The organism is Bradyrhizobium sp. CCGUVB14, from assembly GCF_024199935.1.
Classification (GTDB): domain Bacteria; phylum Pseudomonadota; class Alphaproteobacteria; order Rhizobiales; family Xanthobacteraceae; genus Bradyrhizobium.
In genome coordinates this window covers 9,752,543-9,769,664 of record NZ_JANADS010000001.1, presented here as the reverse complement: position 1 = coordinate 9,769,664, position 17,122 = coordinate 9,752,543, and the positions used below count along the sequence as shown (strand labels likewise).

Below are 17,122 nucleotides of genomic sequence, written 5' to 3'. Positions count from 1 at the left end.
CATTTGAGAACTTTTCTTGAGAGATAAGGTTGCGTTGTGAACGCCATGCAGAGTTCCTGCCATCAGGGTTTCTGCAATGACGCGACCTCAAGCGAGTCCATCGTCGGGCATAGCTCTGCCGTTCGGCGCGAGCGCCGCGGTCAGATCAGCGATGTCAGAGATGGCGTGTTCGCGAGGTCAGCGCGTACTCGGCGCCCCGTCGCACGCGGGAGGCTGGATGTCCGAGGAATCCAGGACGGCATCGTTGGAAATGGAAATTGATTTCAATACCGCGTTGAGTCCGTAAGACATGGTAGCCTCCCCGTCCTGCCGTGATTGCTCACGGCAAGGTCCTGCGTGTCCTAGTAGACAACTGCGACTGAGGTCGCCGCTGTCCTGCCCGTCTGCACTGTTCGTCCGCTCGGCTTCGCCATCACGCTTGTCGGTGTAGCTTCATGACGTCCCTCGTTTGCGCCTGGCGCGAGCGGGATTGAGAAAAATCCCGCTTGGAGACATTCAGACAAAGAGCTACCGTTCCCACATTGCTGTGGGTGTTGATCCGACAATCGCTTGTTGAAGCGTCGCCTACGTGCACACCGCCGCCGATTTGCACGCTCGCCCCGTTTCTAAAACCGCGCTGGTCTCAAGATCGTGGGCGCCGCGAACGACTTAAGGAATACACCAAGCGGAAAGACTCGCAACGAAATTGATTCACACTTGAGGCGTTAAAAATCTTGACCAGCGTTAACGCCGCGCAAGAGTTGTTCACAGGCTTGAGACCAAGTTTTTGGATTCGTGCACAGATTCGAAAATGCGGGACGTCATGTGACAATGACTCCCCTACCGCCAAAAAATTTTTACAAAAGCGTCACGCACGCACCGCGCGCACGAATTTTCCAAATGCTTGGCGGCGCTATGTCGATAAGTGATTAGCGAGACATCGTTTTTTGAGTCTCGTTTCGCAGGGTAACCCCGGAGCGAAACCTGTTCCGGTGAATCTACGGTGTGCAGAACTTTCGTACGAGAGAATGCAACTTAGCCCCGCCCCGCAGGGGTTTTTCGCAGCGCAGTGAAAGTTTCCGCTGTTGCAAAACACCGACAGGTAAGATTACGGAGCGCGAGCTTAGCGCTCGCGACAAAAGTCTTCCAACGAAGGATTGGTCGCCCAACGACCGCAAGCGGGAATTGTGACAGACAACAAAAAGCCCGGCGTGAGCCGGGCTGATTGAAAGCGCGATGTTCGATTGCTTCAGCCGATCGGGTGAGACGATCGGATCGCGGCGGCGAAGTTGCGTCGCGAACTTAGCTGCCGAGATTACTTGGCGAGCTTGGCGATCTGCGCGGTGAGGCGCGAGACTTTGCGGCTGGCGTTGTTCTTGTGAATGATGTTGCGCTGGGCGGCGCGCATCAGCGCGGGCTCGGCGGTGGCCAGCGCCTTGACGGCGGCGGCGCGATCGCCGGTCGCGATGGCTTCCTCGACGTGACGCACGGCACCGCGCATCTGGGTGCGGCGCGACTTGTTGACGGCGGTGCGGCGGGCGATCTTGCGCGTCGCTTTCTTGGCGGAGGTGGTGTTGGCCATGGTCTCAATGTCCTTTGCGGGTACCGGTCGCGTCTTGGTCGGGTAGCGCCGGCAGCTTGACCGCGGAATCGACGCTCGGATTTAGGGTGTTCGGTTGCTGGCCGTTCCCGGAACATGAGCGATAAGCCTTGCGGCCATCTCTGAGGCTCAAAAGAGCCTGCAACTGCTCAAAGAACAGCGGCGGCAGGATTGCGCCCACCGCCAGTTGGCGCCCTTATAGAGGGGGTCTTGGGCACCGTCAACGCTTTAGGGGCTGGAAAAGCAGGCTCCGGGGCGCTCCAAGAGGGGCCGTAACGCCCTGATGAGGTTGAATTTCTGCCGTCTCCCGGCTATTGGCTGACGGCGTTTGTGGGGGTCATCCGATCGGGCGACCATAGAGGGTGAGGCATGATCCGCGGCTTTTTCCGACTGATTGGGCTCTTGCTGCTGGCCGGCGGGTTCTTCTTCATGGTCTATGACGGCGCCCGCTGGGTGGCCGACCAGACCCTGCGCTTCACCCGGTTCGGCCAGTTCTGGAACGACATCAACCAGGCCAGCCAGTCCGCCTTCCGAACCTGGGTCGAGGCCAAGGCACCCTGGCTCTGGACCTCGGTGATCCGCCTGGTGCTGGACCAGCCGGTTTTCGCCGTGCTCGGCCTCCTCGGCATTCTCCTGATGATCCTGTTCCGCCCGCGCAAGCCGCTGATCGGCTATTCCCGGGACTGACCTTCAGTTCCCGCCGCGACTGATCTTCAGTTCGCGCCGCGACTGAGCATCGCACCGGGCACGGACGTAACAAGACTGCTGCTGGCTGCGTAAAGACCTATATTCCCACTCGATCGCGAGCACGCCGCCTGAGCACCTGGCTCGGGCGCGCGACAGCTCGTTTTTTCGGAGATCCGATCATGCTGTTCATGCGCAAGACCACCGCACTGCCGAGCGCAGCTGACGCGCTGCCCGGCCGCGCGCAACCGATTCCGACCGCGACCATCCATTTCGTCAACGGCGCCAAGCTCGCGCCGCCTTATCCCGCAGGCCTCGAGCAGGCCGTGTTCGGGCTCGGCTGCTTCTGGGGCGCCGAGCGAAAGTTCTGGGAGCTCGGCGACGGCATCCATGCGACGGCGGTCGGCTATGCCGGCGGTCACACGCCGAACCCGACTTATGAAGAGACCTGCTCGGGACGCACCGGCCACACCGAAGTGGTGCTGGTCGTGTTCGATCCGAACAAGATCTCTTACGAGAAGCTCTTGAAGACGTTCTGGGAGAACCACAACCCGACGCAGGGCATGCGCCAGGGCAACGATGTCGGCACGCAGTACAGAAGCGCGATCTACACGTATTCCGATGCGCAGAAGAAGGCCGCCGACGCGTCGAAGGCGCTCTATCAGAAGGCACTTGCTGCAAAGGGTCTCGGTGCCATCACCACCGAGATCGCGCCGGCAGGCCCGTTCTATTTCGCCGAGGACTATCATCAGCAATATCTGGCGAAGAACCCCGCTGGCTATTGCGGCCTCGGCGGCACCGGCGTCGCGTGCCCGATCGGTGTGGGCGTGAGCGCGTAGGTGCGGCTTTCTTACCCTCCCCTGGAGGGGGAGGGTCGCTGAGCATGAAGCGGAGCGGAATGCACAGCGGGGTGGGGTGACAGTCTCTCCGCGAAGAACACTGCCCGAGTGGAGAGATCACCCCACCCCGCTCGCGCTACGCGCGATCGACCCTCCCCCTCCAGGGGAGGGTGCGACCGCCGCGCCTGGCCCCTCAACCCTTTATTAACCATAACCGGTGCATCACTGGAGCTGTCTCGTTCCGAGGGATGGTCCGGTGCCGGTTGCACGCGCGTTTCGATGGTCGATCTTGGCAGCGTCCGCCGCGCTGACCCTGGGCGGCTGCATGCAAACCGCCGGTCCCGTCGCGATGGTGCAGCCCCGTCCCGATCTCGACGCCATGGCCTATGGCCAACCCTACAGCGCTCAGCCGGTCGTTGTTGCCAACGACGGCGGCGGCGCCATTGCCGCGCTCAGCAACTCCTTTGCGTCGGGTCCAGGCCCCGTGCCGGTCGCCTATGCCGCGCCGATGGTGGCCGCGCCCGTCCGCTACGACGCCTCCTATCACCTCGATGCCGGCGACAAGCTGCGCGTCGTGGTCTATGGCCAGGAAGGTCTCACCAACAGCTACGCCATCGATGCCGGCGGCTCCATCACCATGCCGCTGATCGGCGCAGTGCCCGCGCGTGGCCGCACCACCGCGGGGCTTGCCGGTGAAATCGCCGCGCGCCTGCGCAACGGCTACATCCGCGAGCCGTCGGTCGCCGTGGAGATCGAGTCCTACCGCCCGTTCTTCATCCTCGGCGAAGTCGCAGCGCCCGGCCAATACCCCTACGTCCCCAACATGACGGTCGAGAGCGCCGTCGCCATCGCCGGCGGTTTCTCGCCGCGCGCCAAGCGCGACGTGGTCACCGTCACGCATACGGAGGGCGGCGGCTCCATGCGCGCCGTCGTGCCGCTCGGCACGCCCGTCAGCCCCGGCGACACCGTGTTCGTCGGCGAGCGCTGGTTCTAGCTCTCTTCCCGTATCGTTCAGCGCCTGAAATCGAGCCGCCCGTTCGGAAAACATCCGTCGATCCGCGTGGCGTCGACCACGAGCCCGACCCATGGCCGCATGATCGCGGGATTGGTCAGGTTGATGTATTTCCCGATCAGGCCATTGCCGCTCTCGCGCACGGCATCGATCAGTCCGTGCCGTCGGCCGCCGTCCCAATCGAACCGCAGATAGATCCGCTCGCCTGCGACGCGGACCTCGGCGCGGCCCTGCTTCCACGTCTCCGGCGTATCGCCGGCGATGGTCGGATCGGCGCCGCCGTTCCAGCGGCTCGCCCAGATGCCGTCGAGCGGGTCGGATAAAGCGGGAGCGGACGCCCAATGCGCCGCATTGCCGTCGGCGGCATCGCCGGCCAGCGAGGCTGATATGGCATAGTGCATGACTTCGGCGTCGCCCGGCGCCGGCACGTCCATGGTGCCGAACGGATTGCGGATGACGAGGTTCGTATTGGCCTGCTGCATGACGCTCTCCCGGCGTGAACTGGCTTGATCAGCCAGCTCTATCGCCGCGCGCCGTGACGCAGCCACCCGATTTCCGTTCCGCGTCATTCCGGGCGCGCGCCTGACGGCGCGTCCCGGAACGACGGCGGAGAGAGCTGCGCGCTATTTCGTCAGATGCTTCGCGAAGAAGTCGAGGCTGCGCGGCCAGGCGATCTCGGAGCTGGCCTTGTCGTAGCTCGGCCGCTCGTCGCAATGGAAACCGTGTTGCGCGCCGGGGTAGATGAAGACCTCGACATCAGGCCGCTTCGTCTTGACGGTCTCGACATCGGTCAGCGGAATGCCGGCGTCCTTCTCGCCGAAATGCAGCTGCGTCGGCACCTTCGGTTTCTCGTCGGCAAAGCGCACGACGGCGCCGCCATAATAGCCGATCGCGGCCTTCAGGCCGGTGAGCCGCGTCGCCGCGACGAAGGCGATGCTGCCGCCGAGGCAGAAACCGATGATGCCGACCGGGCCGACATTCTTCACCGCATCGATCGCGGCCTGGGTGTCGCGCAGCATCGCGTCCCAGTCGGGATTGGCGACGAATTTGCGCGCCTCCGCGATTTCATCGGGCGTATAGCCGGACTGGAAGCCCGGCGTGGTGCGATCGAAGATCGACGGCGCGATCGCGACATAGCCTTCGCCTGCGAGACGGTCGCAGACCGAACGGATGTGATGATTGACGCCGAAAATCTCCTGGATCACCACCACCGCACCCTTCGGCGCGCTGACAGGATCAGCGCGATAGGCGCCGAGCTGGAAATTGTCGGAGGCCGTCAGTTTGATGTCTTGTCCCACGCGGGTTGTCCTTCTTGTTTGGTTGTTGATCCAAGGGGCTCGCTCTCTCCCCTCATCCTGAGGAGCGCGCCAGCGCGTCTCGAAGGATGAAAGGCCGAGGTGCGAGAGCGGGCCTGCATCCTTCGAGACGCTTGCTGCGCAAGCCCCTCAGGATGAGGAGAAACACCTCACTCCCACATCCAGTTCTCGCCGTAATCCTCTTTCCATCCGGCCAGCCGTCCATGACGGAATTGCAGGAACAGGCGGTGGCGGTAGGGGATCAATCCGCTGCCGCCGATATCGCGAAGGGCGAGATAGATTTCGTTGCCGGGGCGCCCTTTGACGTATTGCAGGGGCTGTCCGAGGACGCGCGCGGTCTGCTCCGCATCCATTCCGAACGCCAAAGGCGTATTGTTCGACAAGGTGTCGACGAAGGGACGGCGCGACGGCACCGTGCCGAACGGCTCGGCCTGCACCGACGCGGCCATCGAGAGAAGCGCTGCGCCTGCAGCCAAGATTGCCCGCTTCATGGTACTGATCCCCGTATGACCGCTATCCCGGCAAGTTCTTCAGGAAAGGCACCACGGCGTCAACAAAAGCCTTGGGCTGATCGATGTTGACGGCGTGTCCGGCCGCGGGGATCACGACCTTTTGTGCACCCGGGATCTTGGCCGCCATGTAGTCGGACGCCGCCAGGAACGGTGTGTCGTCGGCGCCGACCACGATCAGCGACGGCACGTTTATGTTCGGCAACAATTCCATCACCGCCGCATCGCGCTGGGTCAGCATGCCGCGCGCGGCCAGCGCCAGGCCCTTGGCGTTGCGATGGCTGGCGGTGGCGCGCTCGCGCGTTGCCGACTTCAGCACGTCGAGCCCTTCGCGATCGAGCTTGTCGGCGGTGGCGAGCGCGCGCGCATTCCAGGCCTCGCGCGCGTCGTCCTTCTTGAAGCCCGGGCCGGTGTCGATGATCAGCAGCGCGCGTGCGGCTTGCGGGTGGGCGCGGTAGAACGCCAGCGACATGTAGCCGCCGAGCGACAGCCCGCCGATGATGGCGCGCCTGGCGCCGACCGCGTCGAGGATCGTCGCCATGTCGCCGACGGTGAGTGCCTCGCTGTAGGCTTTGGGATCGTCGGGATAATCGGACTGTCCGTGGCCGCGCATGTCCCACAGCACGAGCTTGTGGTCTTTCGAAAGTGCATCGACCTGTCCATGCCACATCGCCGAGGTCGAGGAGTAGCCGTGGGTGAGCAGCAGCGGCGGCCCGTCGCCATGCACTTCATAATAGATGCCGACGCCGTCCCGATCGATCCTTGGCATTGCTTCCGCCCTTTCTTGTTCTTCATTCTAACCACGACACCGGTGCACCCTCGCCCCTTGCGGGAGAGGGTGGATCGCCGCGTAGCGGCGAGCCGGGTGAGGGGTATCTCTCCGCGAGTCCAATTCTCATTCACTCGAATACGCGGAGAGATACCCCTCATCCGGCGCTTCGCGCCACCTTCTCCCGCAAGGGGAGAAGGAGCGTCCGCACCTGCGGCTGCACTTTAGCGCGCCAAGTTACTTCGAAGAAACTGCCTGAACGCGCTGCTTGTTGCGTCCAGTCGCTAACATCAGCATCGCTATCGCAACGCACAACAAGCGGATGCCGAGATAGTTTCGATCGATTCCAAATTGCATTTGCCACAACGCAGGAACGCGATCATTCTCGCGCGCAAGGCGGCCGCCGACCCGGTGGGCGTCCGCTACTCAAGTTGCCGCCGTAAGCGGCTTCATTGCACCGGCAGGGGAAGACGCCTATGCCAACGCTCACGATCAACGGGCGGAGTATGTCCGTGGATGCGGCAAACGATACGCCGCTCCTTTGGGCCATCCGCGAACAGTTGCAGATGACCGGCACGAAATTCGGCTGCGGTGCCGGCCTGTGCGGTGCCTGCACCGTGCACGTCAACGGCGAAGCCGTGCGGTCGTGCCAGACCATGGTCGGCGACGTCGCCGGCAAGAAGATCACCACCATCGAAGGCCTTTCCGCCAAGGGTGATCATCCCCTGCAGAAGGCGTGGGTTGCCGAGCAGGTGCCGCAATGCGGCTACTGCCAGTCCGGGCAGATCATGCAGGCGGCTTCGCTGCTGGCGAAGAACGCCAATCCGACCAAGGAAGAGGTCGTGGCCCATATGGACGGCAATCTCTGCCGTTGCATGACCTATTCGCGGATCCAGAAGGCAATCATGCGCGCCGCCACCGAGATGCGCACCGCATCCGCCGCCGGCAACGAGCGGAGGCCCACATGAATCAGCACGTGAAGAACGTCACCCCTGAAACGACTGATCTCAGCCGTCGTTCATTCCTGGTCGGCACCGCCGCCACCGGCCTCGTGCTCGGCTATGCCGGCGTGCCTGGAATCGGTGAAGCGCTCGCTGCGGCGCCCGCCAATTTCGAGCCGAGCGTCTGGTACGCGATCTCGCCCGACGGTCTCGTCACCGTGACTTGCGGCAAGGCCGACATGGGCCAGCACATCGCCTCCACCATGGCGCAGATCGTCTGCGAGGAGCTGGGCGCGAAGTGGAGCGACATGCGGGTCAACCTCGCCTCCAACGATCCGAAGTTCAACGACCCGGTCCTCGGTGCGCAGATCACCGGCGGCAGCTGGTCGACCATGATGAATTTCGACGCGATGAGCCGGGCGGGTGCGGCCGGACGCATGGCGTTGACCGAAGGTGCTGCCGCGTCGATGGGCGTGCCGGCAGGCGAGCTCACGGTGCGCGATTCCATGATCGTGCATGCGAAGTCGAAGAAGCAGATGTCGTTCGCCGATGTCGTGAAGAGCGGCAAGGCGACCAAAACCTTCACGCCCGATGAGCTCAAGGCGATCAAGCTGAAGACCCCGGATCAATACACCATGATCGGCGTGTCGGTGCCGCAGCTCGACATCCCCTCGAAGACCAACGGCACGGCCAAGTACGGCATCGACGTGATGATTCCGGGCATGGCCTATGGCGCGGTGGTGACGCCGCCGGTGCGCTACGGCGCCACGGTGAAATCGGTCGACGATTCCGCTGCGAAGAAGGTGCCCGGCTTCATCAAGGCCGTCACCCTCGACGACAAGACCCAGACCACGACCGGCTGGGTGGTTGCGGTTGCCAACACCTACGCCAACGCCAAGAAGGCGGCGGCGGCGCTGAAGGTCAGCTATGACGGCGGTCCGAATGCGAAAGCGTCGAGCGAGTCGCTGCTCGAGGAGGCCAAGCGGCTTCAGAAGCTCGATGACTCCGGCCAGTTCTTCGTCAAGGACGGCGATGTCGGAGCAGCCCTCGGCACGGCGGCGAAGGTGCTGGAGGCGGAGTACACCACCAGCATCAACATCCACGCGCCGATGGAGCCGATGAACGCCACCGCGGAGTTCAAGGGCGACATCCTGCACATCTATTCCGGCAACCAGTTCGCGACGCGCTCCGGCGCGATTGCGGCCGGTGCTGCCGGGATCGATCCGAAGTTCGTGGTGATGCACCAGATGTGGCTCGGCGGCGGTTTCGGCCGCAGGCTGGACGCCGACATGATGGTGCCGGCCGTGCAGGCGGCCAAGGCCGTAGGCAAGCCGGTGAAGGTGATCTACACGCGCGAGAATGACATGACGATGGATTTCTCGCGTCCGCTCACCTACCAGAAAGTGAAAGCTGGCGTGGATGGCGACGGCAAGCTCGTCGCGCTCAGCCACGACGTGGTCTCGGCCTGGCCGACCCAGCGTTGGGGCATCCCCGACTTCCTGTCGCCCTCGGTCGACAAGAAGGGCCCGCTCGACGCGTTCACGGTGAACGGCTCGGACTTCTTCTACACCGTGCCGAACCACAATGTGCGCGCGATCAAGAACGAGATGGCGCACAACGCCACCCCGTCGGGCCAGCTTCGTTCGGTGGCGCCGGGTTGGACCTTCTGGGCGGTCGAAAGCATGATCGACGAGATCGCGGCTGCGGCCGGCAAGGATCCGGCGCAATACCGCATCTCGCTGCTCGACGGCGCCGGCAAGAACGACGGCGGCGCGCAGCGGCTGCGCAACACGCTGCTCGCCGCGATGGGCCTCGCCGGCTACGGCACCAAGAAACTCCCCAAGGGAGAAGGCATGGGCGTGGCCTGCGTGTCGTCTCAGGAACGAGCGACCGCAAGCTGGACCGCTTGCGTCGCGCATGTCGCAGTGGCGCCGTCGGGCGAAGTGACCGTGAAGAAGCTCACGGTCGCAACCGATGTCGGCACCCAGGTGCATCCCGACAACATCCGCGCCCAGGTCGAGGGCGCGGCGCTGTGGGGCCTGTCGCTGGCGATGTACGAGAAGGCGACGCTGAAGGACGGTGGCATCGAACAGACCAACTTCGATGGCTACACGCCGCTTCGCATGAGCCAGATGCCTGAGGTCGCAGTCGCCGTGATCGCCAATGGCGAGAAGGCCACCGGCGTCGGCGAGCCGGCGGTGACGGTGGTCGCGCCCGCCATCGGCAACGCCATCTTCAACGCCTCCGGCGCCCGCGTCCGGGCGCTGCCGATCACGGCGGAAGCCGTGAAGGGGGCGATGAAGGCGTAAGGCTGGCTTCACTGCCGGGAAGAATGATCCGCCGGAGGGCCACCTCCGGCGGATTTTTCGTTATCAAAAAGCCAGTATTTTCAATGACCCTTCTACGGTGCATGGGGTTGTTTTCGCGTTCCGGCGGGACTGCGATCCGTAAAATTGCGTGCAATTCCGGCAGGTTCCGTTGAGCACGCCTCTTAAGGGCCGGAGAACCTGATCCGGCTTAGGCTGACGCCGAAGACACTCCCGTGCTTTTGGGGAAGCCATGAACGCGCCAGCCAAATCCGCCGCCAAACGCCGGCTTCTGCTCGCCTCCGACCGGAGCGATGCGAGCACCGAGCTCGCCAGCATCCTGAAGGCGGTCGGCGACGTCTCGACGGTGACGACGCAGGACATCCCCGAGCAGCCGTCGCGCGATCTCTCCGGCCTCGTGGTCGACATCAACCTGCGCTCGCCCGAAAGCGTGCAGCGGGTGCGCAACAAGCTGCGCGCCGAAGGCTATCGTTCGATGCCGCGCCTGTTCGTGCTGGCCGATGCCCTGCACCACGGCACCATGCAGGCCTGGGCGCTGGGCGCCACCGACACCATCTCGCGGCCGCTGCAGGCGGAGGCGATCCTGCAGCGCATCCGCGCCGCATTCCCCGATACGGCGACCTATGACGCGACCGATCGCGGCAAGACGCTCAACCGCGGCGTCGAGGCGGCGCATGCGGTGCTGAAGAAGATGTTCGAGAAGCTGCCGCTCGGCGTGCCCCTGACGTTCGACGACGTCATCGCCGCCGAGAGCAAGATCCTGAAAGCGATCAAGCACTCGTCGCTGCGCGAATGGCTCACCACCGTCGGCTGCCATCACGTCGGCAGCTATCGCCACTGCCTGTTCGTCACCGGCTTTGCGGTGTCCTTTGCGCAGCATCTCGGCATGCGCGAGGACGACCAGCGCCGGCTGACCCGTGCCGCCTTGCTGCACGATGTCGGCAAGGCCTTCGTTCCCTCCAACCTGCTCGACAAGCCCGGCAAGCTCACCGACGAGGAGATGGCCGAGGTGCGCGAGCATCCGCGCCGCGGCTATGACGCGCTCGCAGCGCAAGGCGGCTTCCCGCCCGAGATGCTCGATGTCGTGCTGCATCACCACGAATTCCTCGATGGCTCCGGTTATCCGAACAATCTGTCGTCGAACCAGATCAGCGACATCGTGCGGCTGACGACCATCGTCGACATCTACGCAGCCCTGGTGGAGAAGCGCGCCTATCGCATGCCGTTCACCCATTCGCGCGCCTTCACGATGATGGAAGGCATGGGCGGCAAGCTCGATCAGCAGCTGCTGCAGGCGTTCCGGCCGGTGGCGCTGGGATCGTTCTGACGCGGCATTCTCCGCTGCCGTAGCAAGGGTGGGAAGGCGCGCCCTTAGCGCGCCGTATGACTCTGCCGACCCTCAATCCTCGTACGACGAAATCTCGATCAGGCTGCCATCCGGATCCCGGCAATAGACCGAGTGCAGCGTGCCGCGGGCGCCCTGCTTGGGGACCGGGCCTTCCTCGATCGCGACGCCATGCGCCTTCAAATGCGCCACGACCTCGTCTGGCGTGGCGGAGGTGAGGAAGCACAGATCCTCGCTGCCGGCGGTCTGGTGGTCGGCGGTGAACCACTCCACCTTGTCGGCGTCGCGCGGCCTGACGTTGATCTTCTGTTGACCAAACTGAAGCGACGTCCGCGGCGCTTTGCCGCCGCCGGGGTCGAACACCTTGACTTCCATGCCGAGGATCTTGCGATACCACTCCGAGGTCACTGCGACGTCGGCGACGTTGATCACGAGGTGATCGAGGGCCTCAACCTTGACCGGCATGCCTTATCCTTTCGTCGCCATGGGGCTTGCGCACTTTCCGCAGCAGGCGGGCTTTGTTACAACGCCGCTGACGCCGCTATCAAGAACAACGCCCTTTTTAAGAACAACACCCCTTTCTAAGAACAACACTTGGGAGAACCCTTGAGATGATCACTCGCCGTAACGCGCTGGGCCTGCTCGCAGCCACGCCTTTTGTAGCCAGCCCGCTGTCGAAAGCTTTCGCCGCCGACTATCCGTCGCGGCCGGTGAAGTTCGTGGTCGGCTATCCGCCGGGCGGCGCCACCGACATCCTGGCGCGCTTGATCGGCCAGCGGCTGTCGGAGCGGCTCGGCCAGCAATTCGTGATCGAGAACAAGCCGGGCGCCGGCAACAATATCGGCACCGAATCCGTCGTGAATGCCGAGCCCGACGGCTACACCGTCCTGCTGGTCAATCCGGCGAACTACATCAACGCCACGCTCTACGCCAATCTCAAGTTCAACTTCGTCCGCGACATCGCGCCGATCGCCGCGTTCCAGCGCGTGCCGAACGTGATGACCGTCAACAAGGACGTGCCGGCCAAGACCGTCGCCGAGTTCATCGAATACGTGAAAGCCAACCCCGGCAAGGTGAACATGGCTTCCTCCGGCAACGGCACCTCGGTGCATCTGTCCGGCGAAATGTTCATGGCGATGACCGGCTGCAAGATGCAGCACGTGCCCTATCGCGGCGCGGCGCCGGCGATCACCGACATGCTCGGCGGCCAGGTGCAGGTGATCTTCGACAACATGCCCTCGATCATCCAGCACATCCGCTCGGGCTCGCTTCGTGCGCTCGGCGTCACCACGGCGCAGCGCTCGCCGCAGCTGCCGGACGTGCCCGCGATCGGCGAGACGGTGAAGGACTACGAGGCGAGCGCGCTGTTCGGCATGGGTGCGCCGAAGAACATGCCCAAGGACATGATCGCCAAGCTCAACAACGAGATCAACACGCTCATGAAGGAGCCCGACATGACCAAGCGCCTGGTCGAGCTCGGCGGCGATCCGCTGGTGCTGACGCCCGAAGCGTTCGGCCAGGAGATCGAGGCCGAGACCGCGAAGTGGAAGAAGGTCGTCGAGTTCGCCGGCCTCAAGGTCGAGTAGCAATTTCGCGCATGATTGGAGATGGAGCCCCGCCGCAAGGCGGGGCTTTTTTCCTGCGTGGTTCCCGCTTGACGGGATGGCGTTCGCGTCTATACTAAACCGTATGGTTAAGTATAAAGACGAGACGCTCGATCGCACCTTTGCGGCATTGTCCGATCCGACACGGCGCGCGCTGCTGGCGCGTCTCGGCGAGAAGGACAGCCTGTCGGTGAGCGAACTGGCCGCGCCGTTCCCGGTCTCGCTGCCGGCGATCATGAAGCATCTCGACGTGCTGACGGATGCGGGCCTGATCGTGCGCGAGAAGACCGGGCGCACCGTTTCCTGCCGGCTTACCGCGCAGCCGATGGAGCAGGCGATGAACTGGCTCAATCGCTATGCGCAATTCTGGTCCGAGAGTTTCGACCGCCTTGCCGCCTTTGTGGAGGACAAACCATGGTCAACGCAGCCGCCAACGCCGCCGAACGCGCAACCGAAGGTCCAAGCCTCACACTCACGCGCCGGCTCCGCGCGCGGCCGGAAAAGGTCTTCGCCGCCTGGACGCAAGCCGCGCAGCTAGTGCAATGGTTCGGGCCGCCGAACATGAAGCCGGCGACGTTGAAGGCCGACCTGGATGTTCGCTCCGGTGGCCGCTACCGCATCTCGTTCACGCGCGAGGACGGCGAGTATTTCGAGGCGGGTGGCCTTTATCGCGAGGTCGTGCCGAACGAGCGGCTGGTCTTCACCTGGGCCTGGCATTCGACGCCGGAACGCGAATCGCTGGTGACGATCACGCTGAAGCCTGATGATGCCGGCACGCTGATGATCTTTCATCACGCCCAGTTCTTCGACGAGACCGCGCGCGACAACCATCAGCGCGGCTGGAACTCGTTCTTCGACAAGCTCGACAGCTTCGTCGCCTGATTCCTGTCAGAGGAGGATACCATGCAGCAACATCAGATCGTCTCGCGCGAGCAATGGGTCGCCGCCCGCAAAGCCCATCTGGCGCATGAGAAGGAGCTGAGCCAGGCCCGCGAACGCCTCGCCGAGGAGCGCCGCGCATTGCCCTGGGTGAAGGTCGACAAGAGTTATGTGTTCGACGGGCCGAACGGCAAGGTGACGCTGGGCGATCTCTTCAAGGGCCGCCCGCAGCTCGTGGTCCAGCACGTGATGTTCGCGCCCGACTGGGAGGCGGCCTGCAAGAGCTGCTCGTTCTGGGCCGACGGCTTTGAGCGCATGGTGCCGCATCTGGCGGCGCGCGACACCACCATGGTCGCGATCTCGCTGGCACCCGTCGAGAAGCTCGAGGCGTTCAAGAAGCGCATGGGCTGGAGCTTCGACTGGGTGTCTTCGGGCCGCAACGACTTCAACTATGATTACGAGGTCTCGTTCACGCGCGAGCAGATCGATCAGGGTGTCCCGAAGTACAATTTCGGCACCACACCGTTCTATGGCCCCGAGCTGCCCGGCATCAGCGTGTTCTATCGCAACGAAGCCGGCGACATCTTTCACACCTATTCCTGCTTCGCCCGCGGTCTCGACATGATGAACGCCGCCTATCAATATCTCGACCTCACTCCGCTCGGTCGTCACGAGGACGGTCTGCCCTATCCGATGGACTGGGTCCGCCTGCGCGACCAGTACGAGCCGCAGGCGAAGAGCGCGTGCTGCCACGGGTGAGGGAAGGCTCGGTTTGATGCGCAGCCCGGATGGAGCGAAGCGAAATCCGGGACCTTGCGAGGCGTGCGACGTCCCCGGATTGCGCTTCGCTCCATCCGGGCTACGAGACCGGCTTTGCCGCTACTTCTTCGCGTCAGCCTGCTCAGTGCCGTTACACGAGATCAGCATCGTGTAGGCCCGCGCGTTGCCGGCGATCTCGGGGGTTTTCAATTCGCCCTTCGGCTCGGCAGTCTGGTACGGCACCACCGAATTGTCGAGGAAGTCGCGCAGCGCGCCGGTCTTGATGGCGAAGTTGATGTTCTCCGGAATGTTGCCGGTTGCCGCGGCGATGCGCAATCCAGGGAGCTTTCCTGTGACCACGCCCACGATCTGACCGCTGTTGTCGAACAGCGGGCCGCCGCTATTGCCGGGCTGCACCGGCGCACTGATTTGCAGGAACCGCGTGTCGTTGAGTATGCCGCTAAGCGAGCTCACGATACCGGTCGTCACGGTGAAGTCCGACGTGAGCAAGCCGTGAAAGGGGAAACCGATCGCGACGACGGAATCGCCGGAGTGGAACGAGCGATCGCGGATCCGGGCGAAGTCCTTGAATGCCACCGTCGATGACGGCTGCAACAAGGCCAGATCGTTGTTCGCATCGCTCGATACCACGCGCAACACCATCGCGGCTTCGCCGGTGAGATTGCCCTTGAGCTCGCTGCAACCATCGATCACGTGGTTGTTGGTGACGATGTGTCCGTTGGCGCTGACCACGAAGCCGGTGCCAAAACCACTCTTGGCGCCTTTGGCGGGTTTGCCGGCCGGCGGCGAGCCTTGCTTGTCGGCCGTGGCTGCGGGCTTCGCGGCACCCTTGGTGAAGTCGCCGGCCTTGTCGAGTCCGTCGGCCTTTACTTTGGTCACGCAATTGGCCAACGCCGCGATCAGCGGCCCGGTCGAGGTCAGGTCAAAATTCAGGACGGCGCGGCCCGCCGTTGCGACCATCAGGCTCGCCTTCTGAAACGTGCGCACGACATTGAGCGGCATAATGGCGGTGAGCATGTTGGATTGATACGCCGTAGCGTAAAGCCTGGCCTGCTCCTGCCCGTCAAAGGTCACGTCGATCGCGGCGTTCTCGCCCTTGTTGAGGTGGTAGCCGGGGCTCGCAAAGGCGAGCGACCATGTGCCGGCTGCATTCTGGCTCACGACCAGGATGACGCCGCTCGCGTAAGGCGCCGTCGCGGCGCAATGGGAGAAGGCGCCTGTTTCGTCGTTGCTGAAGGCGCCGCCGATCCAGTTGCCGACATTGACGCTTCCGAATGGCCCCTTCGCATGTGCTGATCCAGAAAGGCACATCTGCAACAGAGCAGCGACGGCAAACGACTTCAACCACATGACTTCCCCCCGGAACGCTTTGGCGCCATCTTATCTGCGTGGGCCCACTTCGCGCAACCGACAGTTGTCTGATCGGGCGGCGTCCCTCGCGGACGACTTTCAGGCTTGCCTTTACTTTGTACTGCGGTATACTTTGCATCACAAAGTGACCGGGCGGACTGGTTCGTGAACTGGGTGGAGCGGGGTTTTGGCGTTGCCGATGCGCGATCTCGACAAGGCACTGGCCGACATCGTGGCAATCCGCAGCCAGATCGCGGCCGGCACGGCATTCCGCGGTTACGGCCCGGCGACGATGGCCGCGACAGGCGTGGTCGCGCTTGTCACCGCAATCCTGCAATTCTGGCTGCTCGGCGACCCCAACAGCGAGCCGCTCGGCTTCTTTCTCGGCTGGTTCGTTGCGGCTGCGCTGTCCGGCCTGATCATCTGGGTCGAGATGCGGGCGCGCTCGCGCCGCCATCATTCGGGCCTTGCCGACGCCATGATCCACCAGGCGGTCGAGCAGTTCTTGCCCGCGGGCGTCGCCGGAATCCTGCTCGCGGTGGTGATGTGGAAGTTCGCGGCCGAGACGCTGTGGCTTCTGCCGGGGCTGTGGCAGATCCTGGTATCGCTCGGCATTTTCGCCTCCGTCCGCTCGCTGCCGCGCAGCGTGGCGTTCGCCGGGGCCTGGTACTTCATCTCGGGTTTTGCCGTAGTGGTGCTGGCGAGCCGGACTCACATGTTGTCGCCGTGGACCATGGGGCTGCCTTTCGTGATCGGCCAGTCGATGATGGCGGCCATTCTGTATGTTGCGTCCGGAGAGAATGATGTCGAAGACTGACAGCGCGCCTTTCTCCTATGAAGGGCTCGACCGTGTGATCCACGAGAAGGCGAGGCTCGGGCTTCTGACCTCGCTGATGGCGCATCCGAAGGGGCTCGCCTTCGCCGATCTCAAGCAACTCTGCGGCCTCACCGACGGCAATCTTAGCCGACACCTCGCGGTGCTGCAGGAGGCGGGCCTGGTCGAGGTGACCAAAGGCTATGAGGGCAATCGCCCGCACACCACCTGCCGCCTGACCAAGACCGGCCGCCGCCGTTTCCTCGATTATCTCGCCGTGCTCGAGCGTCTCGTGCGCGATGCCGCCAAGGCCGCCGGCCGCGAGGCACCGCCGCTTGGCCGCCTCGGCATTCTCTCGACCTGATCGTCCCCCT

Annotated in this window: 19 protein-coding genes; 12 read left to right on the top strand and 7 right to left on the bottom strand. The window is 63.8% G+C overall.

Annotation, left to right across the window (positions count from 1 at the left end):
- Nucleotides 1-1,294: 1,294 nt before the first annotated feature.
- Nucleotides 1,295-1,561 carry a 30S ribosomal protein S20 gene (rpsT, locus tag NLM32_RS45680; protein ID WP_254135171.1) on the bottom strand — a complete coding sequence of 89 codons (267 nt, stop codon included), beginning with the start codon at nt 1,559-1,561 and terminating at the stop codon, nt 1,295-1,297.
- 387 nt (nt 1,562-1,948) lie between these two features.
- Here rpsT and NLM32_RS45675 point away from each other — a divergent pair, with 387 nt between their 5' ends.
- From NLM32_RS45675 to NLM32_RS45665, 3 genes are all read left to right on the top strand, one after another.
- Nucleotides 1,949-2,266 carry a hypothetical protein gene (locus tag NLM32_RS45675; protein ID WP_057754029.1) on the top strand — a complete coding sequence of 106 codons (318 nt, stop codon included), beginning with the start codon at nt 1,949-1,951 and terminating at the stop codon, nt 2,264-2,266.
- Nucleotides 2,267-2,445: 179 nt separating this feature from the next.
- Complete coding sequence (gene msrA, locus NLM32_RS45670) at nt 2,446-3,102, top strand: peptide-methionine (S)-S-oxide reductase MsrA (protein ID WP_254135170.1); 657 nt, start codon at nt 2,446-2,448, stop codon at nt 3,100-3,102.
- 256 nt (nt 3,103-3,358) lie between these two features.
- Nucleotides 3,359-4,096 (top strand): polysaccharide biosynthesis/export family protein, encoded by a 738-nt coding sequence (locus tag NLM32_RS45665; protein WP_254135169.1) that lies wholly within the window; start codon nt 3,359-3,361, stop codon nt 4,094-4,096.
- A gap of 17 nt (nt 4,097-4,113) precedes the next feature.
- Here NLM32_RS45665 and NLM32_RS45660 read toward each other — a convergent pair whose 3' ends face one another.
- The 4 genes from NLM32_RS45660 to NLM32_RS45645 form a co-directional block, all read right to left on the bottom strand.
- Nucleotides 4,114-4,596 (bottom strand): hypothetical protein, encoded by a 483-nt coding sequence (locus NLM32_RS45660; RefSeq protein WP_254135168.1) that lies wholly within the window; start codon nt 4,594-4,596, stop codon nt 4,114-4,116.
- A gap of 141 nt (nt 4,597-4,737) precedes the next feature.
- On the bottom strand, nt 4,738-5,412 hold the full coding sequence (locus NLM32_RS45655; RefSeq protein ID WP_254135167.1) for a dienelactone hydrolase family protein: 675 nt from the start codon (nt 5,410-5,412) through the stop codon (nt 4,738-4,740).
- A 167-nt stretch (nt 5,413-5,579) separates the two neighbouring features.
- Nucleotides 5,580-5,921, bottom strand: coding sequence for a hypothetical protein (locus NLM32_RS45650; protein ID WP_254135166.1), 342 nt, complete (start codon nt 5,919-5,921; stop codon nt 5,580-5,582).
- A 22-nt stretch (nt 5,922-5,943) separates the two neighbouring features.
- On the bottom strand, nt 5,944-6,708 hold the full coding sequence (locus NLM32_RS45645) for an alpha/beta fold hydrolase (RefSeq protein WP_254135165.1): 765 nt from the start codon (nt 6,706-6,708) through the stop codon (nt 5,944-5,946).
- A 476-nt stretch (nt 6,709-7,184) separates the two neighbouring features.
- On the opposite strand from NLM32_RS45645, the gene NLM32_RS45640 reads away from it, so the two are divergent.
- The 3 genes from NLM32_RS45640 (at nt 7,185) to NLM32_RS45630 (ending at nt 11,303) form a co-directional block, all read left to right on the top strand.
- Nucleotides 7,185-7,676 (top strand): (2Fe-2S)-binding protein, encoded by a 492-nt coding sequence (locus NLM32_RS45640; RefSeq protein ID WP_148777577.1) that lies wholly within the window; start codon nt 7,185-7,187, stop codon nt 7,674-7,676.
- Complete coding sequence (locus NLM32_RS45635) at nt 7,673-9,958, top strand: xanthine dehydrogenase family protein molybdopterin-binding subunit (RefSeq protein WP_254135164.1); 2,286 nt, start codon at nt 7,673-7,675, stop codon at nt 9,956-9,958. The genes NLM32_RS45640 and NLM32_RS45635 overlap by 4 nt, the downstream gene beginning before the upstream one ends.
- Nucleotides 9,959-10,208: 250 nt before the next feature.
- Nucleotides 10,209-11,303, top strand: coding sequence for an HD-GYP domain-containing protein (locus tag NLM32_RS45630; RefSeq protein ID WP_254135163.1), 1,095 nt, complete (start codon nt 10,209-10,211; stop codon nt 11,301-11,303).
- Between the two features lie 72 nt (nt 11,304-11,375).
- Here the strand turns inward: NLM32_RS45630 and NLM32_RS45625 are convergent, their stop codons facing one another.
- Complete coding sequence (locus tag NLM32_RS45625) at nt 11,376-11,786, bottom strand: VOC family protein (protein ID WP_254135162.1); 411 nt, start codon at nt 11,784-11,786, stop codon at nt 11,376-11,378.
- 146 nt (nt 11,787-11,932) lie between these two features.
- Between NLM32_RS45625 and NLM32_RS45620 the strand changes: the two genes are divergently transcribed.
- The 4 genes from NLM32_RS45620 (at nt 11,933) to NLM32_RS45605 (ending at nt 14,563) form a co-directional block, all read left to right on the top strand.
- A complete protein-coding gene (locus NLM32_RS45620) occupies nt 11,933-12,907 on the top strand; it encodes a tripartite tricarboxylate transporter substrate binding protein (protein WP_254135161.1) in 975 nt (324 codons plus the stop codon).
- A 103-nt stretch (nt 12,908-13,010) separates the two neighbouring features.
- A complete protein-coding gene (locus NLM32_RS45615; protein WP_254135160.1) occupies nt 13,011-13,463 on the top strand; it encodes a helix-turn-helix transcriptional regulator in 453 nt (150 codons plus the stop codon).
- Nucleotides 13,463-13,807, top strand: a complete 345-nt coding sequence (locus NLM32_RS45610) for an SRPBCC domain-containing protein (protein ID WP_254135159.1) — start codon at nt 13,463-13,465, stop codon at nt 13,805-13,807. Before NLM32_RS45615 ends, NLM32_RS45610 begins: the two co-directional genes overlap by 1 nt.
- Nucleotides 13,808-13,828: 21 nt before the next feature.
- A complete protein-coding gene (locus NLM32_RS45605) occupies nt 13,829-14,563 on the top strand; it encodes a thioredoxin family protein (RefSeq protein WP_254135158.1) in 735 nt (244 codons plus the stop codon).
- Nucleotides 14,564-14,683: 120 nt separating this feature from the next.
- Here the strand turns inward: NLM32_RS45605 and NLM32_RS45600 are convergent, their stop codons facing one another.
- Nucleotides 14,684-15,934, bottom strand: coding sequence for a S1C family serine protease (locus NLM32_RS45600; protein WP_254135157.1), 1,251 nt, complete (start codon nt 15,932-15,934; stop codon nt 14,684-14,686).
- 199 nt (nt 15,935-16,133) lie between these two features.
- On the opposite strand from NLM32_RS45600, the gene NLM32_RS45595 reads away from it, so the two are divergent.
- Both NLM32_RS45595 and NLM32_RS45590 read left to right on the top strand, forming a co-directional pair.
- Entirely contained in the window at nt 16,134-16,751 is a 618-nt protein-coding gene (locus NLM32_RS45595; protein ID WP_254135156.1) for a hypothetical protein, read from the top strand.
- Nucleotides 16,738-17,112: a transcriptional regulator gene (locus NLM32_RS45590; protein WP_212424295.1), complete on the top strand. Its 375-nt coding sequence runs from the start codon at nt 16,738-16,740 to the stop codon at nt 17,110-17,112. The genes NLM32_RS45595 and NLM32_RS45590 overlap by 14 nt, the downstream gene beginning before the upstream one ends.
- Nucleotides 17,113-17,122: the final 10 nt, after the last annotated feature.

What these genes read in the sequence shown, in the direction of transcription:
- NLM32_RS45620 (WP_254135161.1), top strand. Translation starts at nt 11,933, where the DNA reads ATGATCACTCGCCGTAACGCGCTGGGCCTGCTCGCAGCCACGCCTTTT.
- NLM32_RS45625 (WP_254135162.1), bottom strand. Translation starts at nt 11,786, where the DNA reads ATGCCGGTCAAGGTTGAGGCCCTCGATCACCTCGTGATCAACGTCGCC.
- NLM32_RS45590 (WP_212424295.1), top strand. Translation starts at nt 16,738, where the DNA reads ATGTCGAAGACTGACAGCGCGCCTTTCTCCTATGAAGGGCTCGACCGT.
- NLM32_RS45605 (WP_254135158.1), top strand. Translation starts at nt 13,829, where the DNA reads ATGCAGCAACATCAGATCGTCTCGCGCGAGCAATGGGTCGCCGCCCGC.
- NLM32_RS45595 (WP_254135156.1), top strand. Translation starts at nt 16,134, where the DNA reads ATGCGCGATCTCGACAAGGCACTGGCCGACATCGTGGCAATCCGCAGC.
- NLM32_RS45640 (WP_148777577.1), top strand. Translation starts at nt 7,185, where the DNA reads ATGCCAACGCTCACGATCAACGGGCGGAGTATGTCCGTGGATGCGGCA.
- NLM32_RS45600 (WP_254135157.1), bottom strand. Translation starts at nt 15,934, where the DNA reads ATGTGGTTGAAGTCGTTTGCCGTCGCTGCTCTGTTGCAGATGTGCCTT.
- NLM32_RS45675 (WP_057754029.1), top strand. Translation starts at nt 1,949, where the DNA reads ATGATCCGCGGCTTTTTCCGACTGATTGGGCTCTTGCTGCTGGCCGGC.
- rpsT (WP_254135171.1), bottom strand. Translation starts at nt 1,561, where the DNA reads ATGGCCAACACCACCTCCGCCAAGAAAGCGACGCGCAAGATCGCCCGC.
- NLM32_RS45630 (WP_254135163.1), top strand. Translation starts at nt 10,209, where the DNA reads ATGAACGCGCCAGCCAAATCCGCCGCCAAACGCCGGCTTCTGCTCGCC.
- msrA (WP_254135170.1), top strand. Translation starts at nt 2,446, where the DNA reads ATGCTGTTCATGCGCAAGACCACCGCACTGCCGAGCGCAGCTGACGCG.
- NLM32_RS45615 (WP_254135160.1), top strand. Translation starts at nt 13,011, where the DNA reads ATGGTTAAGTATAAAGACGAGACGCTCGATCGCACCTTTGCGGCATTG.
- NLM32_RS45635 (WP_254135164.1), top strand. Translation starts at nt 7,673, where the DNA reads ATGAATCAGCACGTGAAGAACGTCACCCCTGAAACGACTGATCTCAGC.
- NLM32_RS45660 (WP_254135168.1), bottom strand. Translation starts at nt 4,596, where the DNA reads ATGCAGCAGGCCAATACGAACCTCGTCATCCGCAATCCGTTCGGCACC.
- NLM32_RS45650 (WP_254135166.1), bottom strand. Translation starts at nt 5,921, where the DNA reads ATGAAGCGGGCAATCTTGGCTGCAGGCGCAGCGCTTCTCTCGATGGCC.
- NLM32_RS45645 (WP_254135165.1), bottom strand. Translation starts at nt 6,708, where the DNA reads ATGCCAAGGATCGATCGGGACGGCGTCGGCATCTATTATGAAGTGCAT.